Source organism: Pontibacter aydingkolensis, from assembly GCF_019443125.1.
Classification (GTDB): Bacteria; Bacteroidota; Bacteroidia; order Cytophagales; family Hymenobacteraceae; genus Pontibacter; species Pontibacter aydingkolensis.
In genome coordinates, this window is record NZ_JAHYXK010000010.1 from 137260 (window position 1) to 151508 (window position 14249).

16 protein-coding genes are annotated in these 14249 nt (G+C 45.4%); 10 read left to right on the forward strand and 6 right to left on the reverse strand.

Going from position 1 to position 14249, the window contains the following annotated elements:
* Positions 1-4 precede the first annotated feature (4 nt).
* The 9 genes from pdxA (at position 5) to K0O23_RS13280 (ending at position 7905) form a co-directional block, all read left to right on the forward strand.
* Positions 5-1027, forward strand: a complete 1023-nt coding sequence (gene pdxA / locus K0O23_RS13240; protein ID WP_219877906.1) for a 4-hydroxythreonine-4-phosphate dehydrogenase PdxA — start codon at positions 5-7, stop codon at positions 1025-1027.
* A gap of 66 nt (positions 1028-1093) precedes the next feature.
* Positions 1094-1642, forward strand: a complete 549-nt coding sequence (locus K0O23_RS13245) for a YceD family protein (protein ID WP_219877907.1) — start codon at positions 1094-1096, stop codon at positions 1640-1642.
* A gap of 53 nt (positions 1643-1695) precedes the next feature.
* Positions 1696-1893, forward strand: coding sequence for a 50S ribosomal protein L32 (gene rpmF, locus K0O23_RS13250; RefSeq protein ID WP_219877908.1), 198 nt, complete (start codon positions 1696-1698; stop codon positions 1891-1893).
* 49 nt (positions 1894-1942) lie between these two features.
* Positions 1943-2884: a phosphate acyltransferase PlsX gene (plsX, locus tag K0O23_RS13255; RefSeq protein ID WP_219877909.1), complete on the forward strand. Its 942-nt coding sequence runs from the start codon at positions 1943-1945 to the stop codon at positions 2882-2884.
* A gap of 141 nt (positions 2885-3025) precedes the next feature.
* Entirely contained in the window at positions 3026-4024 is a 999-nt protein-coding gene (locus K0O23_RS13260; protein WP_219877910.1) for a beta-ketoacyl-ACP synthase III, read from the forward strand.
* Between the two features lie 311 nt (positions 4025-4335).
* The gene (gene efp / locus K0O23_RS13265; RefSeq protein ID WP_219877911.1) at positions 4336-4899 is read left to right on the forward strand and encodes an elongation factor P; all 564 of its coding nucleotides are present in this window, start codon (positions 4336-4338) and stop codon (positions 4897-4899) included.
* A gap of 3 nt (positions 4900-4902) precedes the next feature.
* Positions 4903-5382: an acetyl-CoA carboxylase biotin carboxyl carrier protein gene (accB, locus tag K0O23_RS13270; RefSeq protein WP_219877912.1), complete on the forward strand. Its 480-nt coding sequence runs from the start codon at positions 4903-4905 to the stop codon at positions 5380-5382.
* Between the two features lie 124 nt (positions 5383-5506).
* A complete protein-coding gene (gene accC, locus K0O23_RS13275) occupies positions 5507-6850 on the forward strand; it encodes an acetyl-CoA carboxylase biotin carboxylase subunit (protein WP_219877913.1) in 1344 nt (447 codons plus the stop codon).
* A gap of 104 nt (positions 6851-6954) precedes the next feature.
* Entirely contained in the window at positions 6955-7905 is a 951-nt protein-coding gene (locus K0O23_RS13280; RefSeq protein WP_219877914.1) for a DUF6340 family protein, read from the forward strand.
* 81 nt (positions 7906-7986) lie between these two features.
* On the opposite strand, the gene K0O23_RS13285 is transcribed toward K0O23_RS13280, so the two are convergent.
* From K0O23_RS13285 to K0O23_RS13305, 5 genes are all read right to left on the reverse strand, one after another.
* The gene (locus tag K0O23_RS13285; protein WP_219877915.1) at positions 7987-8562 is read right to left on the reverse strand and encodes a DUF3109 family protein; all 576 of its coding nucleotides are present in this window, start codon (positions 8560-8562) and stop codon (positions 7987-7989) included.
* Between the two features lie 376 nt (positions 8563-8938).
* Positions 8939-9553: a TIGR04282 family arsenosugar biosynthesis glycosyltransferase gene (locus K0O23_RS13290; protein ID WP_219877916.1), complete on the reverse strand. Its 615-nt coding sequence runs from the start codon at positions 9551-9553 to the stop codon at positions 8939-8941.
* Complete coding sequence (locus tag K0O23_RS13295) at positions 9546-10058, reverse strand: rhodanese-like domain-containing protein (RefSeq protein ID WP_219877917.1); 513 nt, start codon at positions 10056-10058, stop codon at positions 9546-9548. The genes K0O23_RS13290 and K0O23_RS13295 overlap by 8 nt, the downstream gene beginning before the upstream one ends.
* Positions 10059-10066: 8 nt before the next feature.
* Positions 10067-11134, reverse strand: a complete 1068-nt coding sequence (arsS, locus tag K0O23_RS13300) for an arsenosugar biosynthesis radical SAM (seleno)protein ArsS (RefSeq protein WP_219877918.1) — start codon at positions 11132-11134, stop codon at positions 10067-10069.
* Positions 11135-11137: 3 nt separating this feature from the next.
* Entirely contained in the window at positions 11138-11473 is a 336-nt protein-coding gene (locus tag K0O23_RS13305; protein ID WP_219877919.1) for an arsenosugar biosynthesis-associated peroxidase-like protein, read from the reverse strand.
* Positions 11474-11737: 264 nt separating this feature from the next.
* On the opposite strand from K0O23_RS13305, the gene K0O23_RS13310 reads away from it, so the two are divergent.
* A complete protein-coding gene (locus K0O23_RS13310) occupies positions 11738-13102 on the forward strand; it encodes an NAD-dependent succinate-semialdehyde dehydrogenase (RefSeq protein WP_219877920.1) in 1365 nt (454 codons plus the stop codon).
* 326 nt (positions 13103-13428) lie between these two features.
* Here K0O23_RS13310 and K0O23_RS13315 read toward each other — a convergent pair whose 3' ends face one another.
* A complete protein-coding gene (locus tag K0O23_RS13315; RefSeq protein WP_246597093.1) occupies positions 13429-14214 on the reverse strand; it encodes a YdcF family protein in 786 nt (261 codons plus the stop codon).
* Between the last annotated feature and the right edge of the window lie 35 nt (positions 14215-14249).

Sequence of the window (14249 nt, forward strand, 5' to 3'; positions counted from 1 at the left end):
TAAAATGGATACAAAGTATAAAGTAAAATTAGGCATCAGCATCGGCGACACCAACGGCATTGGTCCCGAGGTGATCGTGAAAACCCTTAGCGACCAGCGCGTACTTAATTACTGCACACCGGTAATTTACGCTGCCCCTGGTGTGCTTAACAGAATTAGAAAGGCTTTAAGTGCAGAGCACTTCTTTTACCAGCCGGTAAACTCTGCTGATGCACTGGTACCGCGTAAGATAAACCTGGTAACCTGCTGGGACGGAGAACTGGAAGTAAACCCGGGTACACCAACCCCTGAGTCAGGTAAAGCATCCCTGGATTCCTTACTAGCTGCTAGCCGCGACCTGAAAGCCGGAAAACTGGATGGATTGGTTACTGCTCCTATTAATAAAGACAACATACAGGCCGAGGAGTTTAACTTTCCGGGCCATACCGAGTTTCTTACCTCCTACTTCGATGCGCCGGAAAGCCTGATGCTATTAGTGAGCGGAGATTTAAGAGTGGCAACAGTTACCGGGCACATGCCTGTAAAAGATGTAGCTTCTAAACTCACGCCAGAGCTGCTTATCCGCAAGATGACCATACTTTTGGAGTCGCTTAGAAAGGATTTTGGCATATTGAAGCCGCGCATTGCGGTGCTGGGCTTAAACCCGCATGCCGGTGAAGAAGGCCTTCTGGGTACTGAGGAAGTGGAAATCATTCGTCCTGCCATACAACAGATGAAAGAGCGCGGGCACCTGGTGTTCGGCCCATTCCCGGCGGATGGCTTTTTTGGCATGCAACAGTACAAGCAAGTAGACGCGGTGTTGGCCATGTATCACGACCAGGGACTCATACCTTTTAAAACTTTAGCCTTTGAGAACGGCGTAAATTATACGGCAGGTTTACCCATAGTACGCACCTCTCCCGACCATGGCACGGCCTATGATATTGCAGCTAAGCACATTGCAAATGAAACCTCTTTCCGGGAAGCGTTGTTCCTTGCCTGCGACATTGTAAAAATGCGTAAAGAAGAACAAATGCCGGCTGTTTAATAGCGTCAGGTATTTTTTTTATCAGATTTATATCCTAATTTTGCGTCTTGCAATAAAAAGTCGGTTGTGAAAAAGCTAAAAGATTATGAAATCGGCATTGCCAAACTCAGCAACAAGGTACATACCTACGAGTTTGAGATGGACGATTCTTTCTTTGACCTTTTTGGGAAGGAAATAATTTCAGGAGGAAAACTGCTGGCTAACGTGGAGCTTGACAAAACAGAGTCGCTGCTTACGTTCAAAATTGACATAAAAGGGCATGTGCGCCTCACCTGCGACAGAAGCCTGGATGAATTTGACCATCCGGTAGATGTACAAGAAGTTTTCAGAGTAAAGTATGGCGATGAAAACACGGAGCTTGCCGATGACCTGTGGCAGATCACAAGTGGCACACAGGCTATCAACATTGCACAGCACCTATATGATTACATCAGCCTGTCATTGCCTATGAAAAAACTGCATCCGCGGTTTGTAGAGGACATGGACGAGGAGGATGAAGAAAGTGAGGATGATATCCTGATCTATTCTTCGCGAAGCGAAAGCGATGGCGAAGATGAGGACGACGATGACGAGGACACAGATCCGCGCTGGGACGCACTCAAAAACCTTAACTAAAAGAGTTTCAGAAGTATAAAAAATATAAACTAGTAAGTAATTTCAACTAAAAAATGGCACATCCTAAACGTAAGATTTCGAAGACCAGAAGAGATAAGAGAAGAACTCATTATAAACTTTCTGAGAAAGCCATCGCAATCTGCCCTACTACAGACACGCCTCACCTTTTCCACCACGCTTATGTGGTTGATGGTGACCTGTTCCATAAAGGCAAGCTGGCTATCAAAAATTATACAGCTAACGCACAGTAAGCACTAACCTGCTTTAGTTTTAGTTCTGTATAATTAACTACATCCATACATGAGGATCGCCTTAGACGCTATGGGCGGCGACTATGCACCAGAGGCTGTCGTTAAAGGTGCCATACTTGCCGCAGAGCAACTGGAGAAAGATGACGTTATTTTGCTAATAGGCAAAGAGGACGTCATTCAACCCTTGCTTAACGAATACAATTACGCTGGGAACAACATCAAAATTGTTCATGCTAGTCAGGTTATCGAAATGGGCGAGCACCCTACAAAGGCGCTTTCCCAAAAAACCGACTCCAGCATAGCCGTAGGTTACGGCCTGCTCAAAATGCAGAAGGCTGATGCCTTTTGCAGCGCAGGTAATACCGGGGCAATGCTGGTAGGGGCTATGTTTAGTGTAAAAGCGGTAGAAGGTATACTAAGGCCCTCTATTGGAGGCCTTATTCCGAAACTAAACGGTGGTTATGGAATAATGCTGGACGTGGGCGCCAACGCTGATTGTAAACCTGAAGTGTTAGAGCAGTTTGGCGAGATAGGCTCTATCTATGCCAAGTATGTGCTGGAGATACCGAATCCGAAAGTAGGTTTAATGAACCTGGGCGAGGAAGAGGGCAAAGGCACCGTAGCTACGCAGGCAGCGCACCAGCGCCTGAAAGTTAACAGTAACATCAACTTTATCGGTAATATTGAAGGTCGTGATATCTTTAATGACAAAGCAGATGTTATTGTATGCGACGGCTACACCGGCAACATTATCCTCAAGATGGCGGAGAATATCTACGACATTCTGAACGAGAAGAACATGCATGACCCATTCTTCGATAAGTTTAACTATGAGGCTGTTGGCGGTAGTCCTATTCTGGGTATAAACGGCAATGCTGTTATCGGCCATGGCGTATCAAGCCCTAAGGCTATAAGCAACATGGTACTGCAAGCCCAGAAAATGGTATCCTCTAAACTTTCAGAGCGGTTCCACAAAAAATACAGCGTATAATCTTTACCTAAAGCGGTAATAGATTCATATTTAATTGGCTTAATCTGTTTCATCAATTCTTTTTACAGAATCTGACAGGTTATGCCAATTTTTTTTTGTTAACTTGCCCTCTTACTTAATTCTAACCGAAATATCATTACCATGAGTAAAATCACTGCCGCTATAACAGGTGTAAGTGGCTATGTTCCAGAATACGTGCTCACAAACAAAGAACTTGAGACACTGGTTGAGACCAATGACGAATGGATAACATCGCGCACAGGTATCAAAGAGAGGCGTATTCTGAAAGGTGAAGGCCTTGGCACATCGCACATTGCGGTGCCTGCGGTTAGAGACTTGCTTAAAAAGACAAATACAAAGCCGGAAGAAGTAGACCTGCTTATCTGCGCCACTACTACCCCTGACATGGTTTTTCCGGCTACGGCTAACCTGATAACAGCAGAAGTAGGAGCCGTTAATGCTTTTGGTTACGACCTGCAGGCTGCCTGCTCAGGCTTTTTGTTCGCACTGGCTACAGGTTCTAAATTTATTGAGTCTGGCCAGTATAAAAAAGTAATTATAGTAGGTGCCGATAAAATGTCTGCCATCGTGGACTATACCGACAGAGCTACCTGCATTATCTTTGGCGATGGCGGCGGTGCCGTTATGCTGGAGCCAAACACAGAAGGCTACGGTATAATTGACTCTGTACTAAAATCAGACGGTACAGGTGCCCAGTTCCTGCACATGAAAGCAGGCGGTAGCCGTAAACCGGCAACTATAGAAACTGTACAGGCAAGAGAGCATTATGCTTTCCAGGAAGGCCAGCAGGTATTTAAGTTTGCGGTAAAAGGTATGGCCGACGTATCGGCAGAAGTAATGGAACGCAACAAACTTACCGGCGACGATGTGGCCTGGCTGGTACCTCACCAGGCAAACAAACGTATTATCGAGGCTACAGCTAACCGCATGGGCCTGAGCAACGAAAAGGTAATGCTGAACATACACAAGTATGGCAACACAACCAGCGGCACTATTCCGCTTTGCCTGTGGGAGTACGAAAACCAGTTGAAGAAAGGCGATAACATTGTACTGGCTGCTTTTGGCGGTGGCTTTACATGGGGCGCCATCTACCTGAAGTGGGCCTACGATCCAAAGTAACAGCTAACTTAAACTAAACTTTTTGTCTAAAAGCGGCCAATGGCCGCTTTTTTTGTAACTGCGCCCAAACAAAGTAAAAGAACTGATTAACGCCGCAGCTTTGGACTTGAAAGTATAGCTACAGCAACCAAATACAAGATTATCACTAGCTAAACTCCTTGCCGGCAGCGGGTGTCACTATCTTATACCCTGCTATTTAGCAGTCTTTTTTAATAACATTTTGGGCATATTAACTAACTTTGCTTGCAACACAGCATTTTGAGATATACTTTTACCCTGTAAATTTACATTACAAAACATAACCATAACCTATGGCAACCACAGCTGATATTAAAAACGGCGTTGTGATTGAATACAACAACGACCTTTACCAGGTAATCGACTTCCAGCACGTAAAGCCAGGAAAAGGTCCTGCGTTTGTTAGAACCAAGCTGAGAAACATCAGATCCGGTAAAGTATTAGACAATACCTTCTCAGCTGGTCACAAGATCGTAACTGCCCGTGTAGAGCAGCGCCCTCACCAGTTTATTTACAAAGATGACATGGGCTATAACTTTATGGACATGAACACCTTTGAGCAGGTAACGTTAAATGAGGCTATGGTTCCATTTGCAGATCTGATGAAAGAAGGCCAGGAAGTAACTATACTTTTCCATGCAGAGACAGAGACTCCGCTTACCTGCGAGATCCCTCCTTTTGTAGAGCTGACAATTACGTATACGGAGCCAGGCATTAAAGGCGATACAGCTACCAACGCCTCAAAACCAGCCATTGTAGAGACAGGCGCTACCATTCAGGTGCCGCTTTTCATTGGCCAGGACGAAAAAATAAAAGTAGACACTCGTACTTATTCATACGCAGAAAGAGTAAAATAACCCATGAAAGCTAAAGAAATCCAGGACCTGATCGACTTTATCGCCAAATCCGGCTTGAACAAAGTTAACATCGAGACAGAAGAATTTAAGATATCTGTACAGCGCGATCCAAACCAGAAAGTAAAGTATGTTAGCGAGCCAGCCCCGGCTCCTGCCCTGCAGGCAGCACCAGTTCCTGCTGCCCCGGCCCCTGCCCCAGCTCCGGCTGCTGCACCAGCTCCGGCCGCTTCTGACGATAGCAAGTACATTGCCATCAAAGCACCAATGATTGGAACATTCTACCGTTCTTCAAGCCCTGAAACTCCTGCCTTTGTAAATATTGGCGACGAGGTAAAAAAAGGCCAGGTTATCTGTATCATCGAGGCCATGAAGCTATTCAACGAGATCGAGTCTGAAGTTTCTGGTAAAATCGTGAAAGTGTTGGTAGATAACTCTTCTCCTGTAGAGTATGACCAGCCATTGTTCCTGGTTGATCCTAGCTAATATCTCAAATTTGAAAATTTGAAAATGAGAAAATTTGAAAATGGAGATGCTATGATTAACGTCTCCATTTTCATTGTTTACAATTTTCAAATCTACAAATCTTCAAATCCCCAAATCTGATTATATGTTTAAAAAAATACTAATTGCTAACCGTGGCGAGATAGCGCTTCGCATTATCCGTACCTGCAAAGAGATGGGTGTAAAAACGGTGGCCGTATACTCTACCGCAGATAAAGAAAGCCTGCACGTTCGCTTTGCAGACGAGGCCGTTTGTATAGGTCCTCCTCCAAGCGCACAGTCTTACCTGAACATACCAAACATTATCGCAGCTGCCGAGATTACCAATGCCGATGCTATCCATCCAGGCTACGGTTTCTTGTCAGAGAATGCTGAATTCTCACGTATATGTGCTGAAAATAACATTAAGTTCATTGGTGCCTCCCCAGAAATGATCAACAAGATGGGTGATAAGGCTTCTGCGAAAGACACCATGAAGAAAGCAGGAGTACCAACCATACCTGGCTCTGATGGCTTGTTAAAGTCGATGGAGGAAGGTATTAAGCTGGCTAATAAGATTAAGTACCCGGTTATACTGAAGGCAACTGCCGGAGGTGGCGGTAAGGGTATGCGAATTGCTAAAAATGATGCTGAATTTGAGAAAGGCTGGAAAGATGCGCGTGCTGAAGCAAAAGCAGCCTTTGGTAACGATGGCATTTACCTGGAGAAATTTGTGGTTGAGCCACGCCACATTGAAATTCAGCTGATCGGTGACCAGCATGGCCAGGTAGCGCACCTTTCTGAGCGTGACTGCTCTATTCAGCGCCGCCACCAAAAACTGGTAGAAGAAACACCTTCTCCGTTCATTACCGATGATCTTCGTGAGCGCATGGGCCAGGCTGCCATTGCCGGTGCAAAAGCCATCAACTACGAAGGTGTAGGCACCATTGAGTTCCTGGTAGACAAAAACCGTGACTTCTATTTTATGGAGATGAACACGCGTATACAGGTAGAGCACCCGATTACGGAAGAGGTAATTGATTACGACCTTATTAAAGAGCAGATCAAGGTAGCTGCCGGCGAGAAGATCACTGGTAAAAACTACTACCCGAAGATGCACGCTATCGAGTGCCGCATTAACGCCGAAGATCCTAAGAACGGATTCCGCCCAAGCCCTGGCAGAATTACTAACTTACATATGCCAGGAGGCCATGGCGTACGCGTAGACTCTCACGTTTACTCAGGGTATACTATTCCGCCAAACTACGACTCTATGATCGCCAAACTGATCGTAAGCGCGCAGACACGTGAGGAAGCCCTTGTAAAGATGAAACGTGCTTTAAGTGAGTTTGTGATTGAAGGTATTAACACTACAATTCCATTCCACCTGAAGCTGATGGATGACCCAGGCTTTAAGGAAGGTAACTTTACAACTGCTTACCTGGACAATTACGATTTCAGCAGCCTGTAAGGAAAGTTAAGTATCACGATATATCAAAAACCTCAACTACCAGCTAGTTGAGGTTTTTTATAGCTCCCATGCAACCTGCCTGTTAATTTTATACTCTAGTTAGCATGAATACCTTACTAAAGAAACTGCTCTATTGTTCCATCGTTTTAACGCAATACAGTTGCATTTCTGTACTTCAAATCAATACAACTTTGCCTCCTGAGGTAGCTGTTACCAATAACCAATGGAAAGTGGTAGCAGTTAACCGTTTTAACCCTGACCTGCTACCTTTTAACCAAGACAAAAAGGTTGAGGTGTTTAAGATTGGAGCAAACGAAGCACTTTATAGTGCTACAGATGCCATCGTAGAAGACAAAACCTTTAGCCTGGCAGCCATAGATACATCTTCGCACTATAAACACACAGCCCCAAACAAGAAGCTAACGTCAGAGCAGGTGCTCTCTATTTACAGTCAATATCCGAATCACCTGATACTGGCGCTGGAAAACTTCGAGGCCTTTTTTGACCAGGAAACGGTACGTGAGAAAGATAGCGACGGATCTGTTTCCAAAACTGCTATTTACACCCTGATCACCCGCACCAGCTGGAGCCTGTATGACAGCACAGGTACTGTACTGGATAATATAACGCTCTCCAGAAATGAGCTGTACAATTCCATAGGCGTGTTAAGTGGCTTGCTTGCCATTGGCCCATCCATGGCAAATGCTGGACCTGTTGTAAACAAGTTAGCCTGGCAAACCGGGCAGGACTACTGGCAGCGCCTGCACCCCAAACATGTATACTTTGAGCGCTTATACTACTCCAGCCAAGACTTAACACCTGCCGCTTTTAGTATGGCTGCCAATGAATGGGATAAAGCAACTGCTTTACTCATGCCCATTGCTTCAGGAAAAAAACGAAAAGATGCCGCCAGGGCAGCTTATAACCTCGCCATAATTCACGAAGCAAAAGGAGATATAGGCGAAGCTAAAAAATGGGCAAGACAGGCAGCAGATAAAGGAAATAAATTAGCTATGCTACTACTCCCTGACCTGGAGAAGTATACTGACAGATAAACGCATGCCCTTTTGAGTATAGAGTATAAAAGCAAAGGCCCGGCTACTAACCGGGCCTTTGCTTTTATACTCTAAACTTTGTTATGCTTTCTGTTCTTTTTCCTGCATCAGTTGTTCCAATTCGCTGTACCAACCTTCGCCATACTTTCTGATAAGCGGCTCCTTCAGAAACTGGTATACACGTACCCCAAGGTCCTGACCAAAACTGCAGGCAGCGCTGCAAATCCCCCAGCGGTCATAATTCAACGCTTCAAAATCATCATACTTTGTAACCCGTATCGGGTACAAATGGCAGGAGATCGGTTTTTTCCAGCCTATCTTGCCATCATAGTATGCTTGCTCAATGGCGCACTTTAATGTTTTGTTTTCGTCGTAGATGGCGTAGGCGCATTCCCTGTTGTCGATAGTAGGTGTAGAATAGTCGCCTTCAAAATCCTGGATATAAAGTCCCTGGTCTTCCACTGCCTGCTTGCCGGCACCTGTCATGTAAGGCTTTATGTGCTCATAGTTTTCTTCCAGAATGGCCAGTTCATCTTTCTCCAAAGGTGCTCCCAGGTCACCTTCTACACAGCAGGCGCCTTTGCATTTCTCAAGATTGCAAACAAAAAACTGATCACGGATGTCATCACTGATAACGGTATTCTGGAGTACTATCATGGGTGGTATTTAAATAAGGAGACAAAGGTAAGGAGAAATAAGTTTATTTTCCGGTGCAGCTGGGCTTAGGGCCAGCATAGAGGTAATGATTGAATGGATGGGCAAGTATAGAGTAACTCGTAGGGACAGGTCATGACCTGTCCGATGAACGGCATTGCTATAAAACTTATACTTTTAAGCTCACTAAAGCAGACATTCCCCTCTTGAGAAGGATAGGGGTGTGTTCATACTTTGCCAGTTGATGAACTGCGGCTGAAAATTGGATTGCAAATCCTCATAGTAGGTGCTTCGGGATTACAAATCCCGCAGAGCAAAGCACGATTTATACTTGTGCCCTAATCGATACTTGAGAGGAAGATTATAAATGGTAGATGACTTAAGCCTCCCCTCCTACCCGCTCCCAGAAATCCTCATCCAGGTCCTCGATATGATCTATGTCAGAGAGCTCCGCCAATACTTTATGGGATAAGTGCAGCCTTTCGATATCGTACAAAGTATCCGGGAAAACATGTTCGGTGCTCCAGCGTTTGTTCTGGAACAACTCCGCGTGCAGGTGATTCATGCCAAGCAAATAGTATCCGCCATCCAGCGCAGGGCCGATTACGACCTCATGTGTTTTAAGCTCATCAAACGCTTTTTCAATTATATCAGGAGTAAGCTGGTGGCAATCGCTGCCGATGATGACCACAGAAGTATAGCCACGAGCAAAAGCATCTCTGAAGGATACTTCCATCTTTTCGCCTAAATCGCCGGCGGGCTGCACCTGTTTTTTATACTTGTCGTTTGGCCACAGGTCGTGCTGATCTATTTCGTTGGAGTAGTATACAACTTTATCTACTGGCAGATTTTCTGTAACCTGTTTTGTGTGCTGCAACAGGTGCATGTAAATGGCAAGTGCTTCTTCAGGGCCAACAGAAGCTGCCAGGCGGGTTTTAACCTTTCCCAGTTCCGGGTTGCGCACAAATAGCATCAGTAAATTTTTATTACTCATAAACCTTTTCTCCTTTAGTTAGCCAAATACCCCAGGCGGTGGAATAAGCATGTACTCGTTGTGTGGAGCCTTTGGCATTATAAACAGCAAAACCGTTGTTCACCCACTCAAAAATACCGCCATACAAGTTGTATACGTTAGTATAGCCTTCCTTCTTTAGTTTTTCACCGATCTTTTCGCTGCGGTAACCAACAGAGCAGTATACCACCAATAGAGTTGTTTTAGGCAGATGTCGCACTTGCTCCATAACAAAGCTATCGTAATCAACTAATAGTGCCCCCTTCAGGTGACTTACTTCGTACTCGCTTTTAGACCTGGTATCCAGCAACACAACATTGTTCTGGCTGCCTAGCTTCTGATGCAGACGTGCAGGCGTAATAACAGGTACTGTATTATTATACAAACCTTTAAGCACAGTATGATACGCACTGTTTTTGATTTGCCCAAATGTATTGAACACTAGGATAAATTTGAATGCTAAAAGTATAGCTGTTTTCCTGATCATGTAACGGACTATTTCACGGTTTCGCCGCCACAGCTGGAGCCTGCCCCGGCGGTGCAGCCATAGCAGTGCTGGTTAAGTATAATGTGGCGGTTATCCAATGCATGGGTTTCAAAATCGCGGATATGCTGCGGTGCACTTTGTGCTACTCCCAGGTCGAGCATCTGGTTAAAGTCGCAGTCATATAGATAGCCATCCCAACCCACCGAAACCGTATTACGGCACATGACACTGGCAGCAGCAGCGGGGTTGAAGGCATCTACCAGCTTTTGCATGTAACTTTCGTAGTTGCCGCTTTGCACCAGGTAATCCAAATAACGGCTGATGGGCAGGTTAGTAATACAGAACAGGCTATTAAATTCTATGTCAAAGCCACTTTTAAGACGGCGCTTAAACTCTGCTTCCAACGCTTTTTGCCCACTGGGCAAAAAGGCCCCGGTTGGGTTGTATACCAGGTCAAGCAACAGGCCGCTTCCCTCCTTTCCGTAACCAACGGCATTCAGCATCTGCAGTGCCTTAACCGATTTCTCGAAAACGCCATCTCCACGCTGTGCATCAGTTCGCGAAGCCATAAAATATGGCAGCGACGATACTACGTGTACATTATGTTGTTTAAAGAACTCAGGCAGGTCGTTATACTTTTTGTTGGCAAGTATAATAGTGAGATTACAGCGCACGATCACCTGCCTCCCCAAGTTAGTAAGTTCCTTCACAAACCAGCGGAAGTCCGGATTCATTTCCGGGGCGCCACCTGTCAGGTCTACAGTCGTAATTTGTGGGGAGTGCTGCAGCGCGTCTAAACACAACTGCATGGTGTCGCGGGTCATAATCTCTTTGCGGTCCGGTCCGGCGTCTACGTGGCAGTGCTTGCAGGTTTGGTTGCACATTTTGCCAACGTTTATTTGCAAAATAGTAGTGCCTGTGGGTGTTAGCGGAAAAAGATCATGCTCACGTAATCGTGCTGCAAACGCCGGAAATTGCTCTCCGTGGCTGCTAGGCTGCTGCAGTACATTTAACTGATAAAGCGAATTGGCTAGTTCGTGTTGCTGCCCTTTTAAAGACTTTGTGGAAAACACCATAGGCTACATACTTACTTCTTTCACCTTGTTCATCATCTGCACGCCATGCACCAGTGCGGCTCCTCCTTTTATAGCTGCTGTTACATGCAGCGCCTCCATCATCTGAGCCTCATCGGCACCCTTCTCCAGGCAGTCGGTGCTATAGGCGTCTATGCAGTAAGGGCACTGAACAGCATGGGCAACTGCCAGCGCAATTAAAGATTTCTCGCGTGCAGTTAAGGCGCCTTCTTTAAAAACATCAGCGTAGTAGTCAAAGAATTTGCGGCCTAGCTCAGGCTGCCACTCTGTAATGTTTCCAAATTTGGCTAAGTCTGCTGGGTTATAATAAGTCTTATCCATGGTTTCGAAGTATAAGTTTACTGTTATTTAAATACGAGAGTTAAAATACGACAATTGTTTGGGTTTAGGATTTATAATTGTGAAACAGTGTAAGACACGTCATAGTTTTAAAGCAGAAAGTAGTTAATACCAACTATGTAAACATAGAACAGATAACTCAAAACTATAAGAACTGTTTACAAAGTATAAAAAAGGCTACTAGCCTCTAAAGCCAACCATTATCGCGTAAAGCTGTATATTTATCCCGCAAGCAAACACAAAACTATGGCCATACAAAGTATAAATCCAGCAACCGGAGAAGTTATTAAAACCTTTCAGGCTGATAGCCCTGAAGAAGTTACCGCTAAAGTAGAAGCTGCCGAGAAAGCCTTCCAGCAATGGAAAGAAGTAAGTTTTGATGAACGTGCAAAATACATGCACAAACAAGCCGATATTCTGGAGCAGGAAGCGGAAAAGTACGGCAGGATCATTACCCTGGAAATGGGCAAACCACTGAAAGATGCCATAGCCGAAGTTAAAAAATGCGCCAAAGCCTGCCGTTACTATGCTGATCATGCTGCAGAATTTATGGAGGATGAGCTTATCGAGACAGAGGCATCTAAAAGTATGATCGCATATGAGCCATTGGGCGTGGTCCTGGCCATTATGCCCTGGAATTTCCCGTTCTGGCAGGCATACCGTTTTCTTGCCCCTGCACTGATGGCGGGTAATGTTGGACTTCTGAAACATGCCTCTAATGTGCCGCAATGCGCCCTGGCTGTTGAAGAGATCGTTAGAAGATCCGGTTTTCCTGAAAACGTATTCCAGACATTACTCATAGGCTCTAAAGAAGTAGAAGCAGTAATTGAGAGCCCCATAGTAAAGGCTGTTACCCTTACCGGCAGCGAGGGAGCAGGTGCACAGGTGGCTGGCATTGCCGGACGCGAAATAAAGAAAACAGTACTGGAACTGGGCGGCAGCGACGCATTTATTGTACTGGAAGATGCCGACCTGGATAAAGCAGCAGAGGTTGCTGTAAAATCCAGAATGGTGAACACTGGGCAGAGCTGCATTGCCGCCAAGCGCTTCATCGTAGTAGAAAGTATAGCCGATGCCTTTCTAGACAAGATGAAGGAAAAGATGGCAAGTCTCAAGACCGGCGACCCATTAACAGAAGAGACAGATTACGGCCCGTTGGCACGCAAAGACCTGGCCGAAGACCTGGAGAAGCAAGTGCAGAAATCTGTTGCCAAAGGCGCAGAAATAGTACTCGATGGTGGCCGCAACGGAGATGACAGTGCTTACTTTAAGCCGATGATCCTGAAAAACGTGAAGCCTGGCATGCCTGCCTACGATGAAGAAATGTTTGGTCCGGTTGCTGCCATAATGGTTGTAAAAGACGAAGCAGAAGCCATCAAGATAGCCAACGACTCACGCTTCGGGTTAGGTGGTGCCGTCTGGACACAGGACAAAGAAAAGGGCCTGCGTGTAGCGCGTAAAGTAGAAACCGGAGCCATGTTCGTAAATGCCTTAGTTGCCTCCACTCCGGAAATGCCATTCGGGGGCGTTAAAAAATCAGGCTATGGCAGAGAGTTGTCTTACCTGGGCATCCGTGAGTTTGTAAACCAGAAAAGTATATGGGTAGCTTAGGAGTATGTTAATAAGCTAACCTAGCTTAAGCTGGGTTAGCTATTTCGACCTTTGGGAGAAATCTATTTAAAACTTATTGCTGTTTCGGGCATTCATGTCCGAAATAAAAACTGCTGCGGACATCCGTGTCCGCATATTCCGTGGACACAGATGTCCCCGGCAGGTTGCTTCCAGACATAGATGCCGGAAGAGCATTTATTGGTGACTAGAGGTAGGCTAGCCAAAGCTGCTTTAAACGTACTTGCTATAAATCCCGCAGCTTAATCTAAAAGAACAATCATCCAAAAAATCATATTTAATCTATCCTAATCTCCTTAATCACCGGTCTAGCAATACCCCAACAACTTATAGATCAGGTAGCCTGCCACTTCGTGTATGAGTACATGCCAGGTGTTAAAGGCTGATGCGTTTGGAATGATAAGCTCATCGGGTGTAAAGCGGCGTTCGTACCCATAGAAATCGGCTGTAAAACTATCGGCCTTTACCCCTGCCTTCTCAAAACAGGCAGCTGCCCGCCGCATATGGAAAGCTGAGGTTACCAATAAAACCTTATTAAAACCGGGGTGCTTTTGTAAAAAGGCCGCTGTATTCGTGGCATTTTCGCGGGTGTTGCGGCTGTTGCTTTCGGTTAAGATATCTTCTTCAGCCACACCTGCCATCAACAGTATTTTTTCGATTTGCTCTGCTTCCGGAATCCTGTCTGCCAGCACATAGCCACTTCCACCAGTTATAAGGATCTTATCGATCTTTCCCATCCTATACAGTTGTAAAGGGTGCAGAAAGCGGTCAGAGCCTTTGGAAGTATGAATGCGGTCTGGAACATCTTCGCGGTACGAGGTAACCCCTGTAAGTATAACAGCTACATCATAGTTGTCTACTTCGCTGATAGGCTTTGCTTCTATCTCCCAGGCTCGCCATGCTTCGTTTGAGATAAGCGGATTAGAAAATAACAGTAACAAACCCAGCGCACTCAGCAGTGAATTACGTTTCCATTTTGGTGATTTCAGAAACACCGCTAAAAGTAACAATACCACCACCCAGATAATGGGCATCAGCAGGAAATGAAGGGTTTTTGAAAGTATAAAAAACATGTAGCAGGACTCTGGGATCATTATAACACCAAACTTTAGAGCAGGTGCTTTAGAGT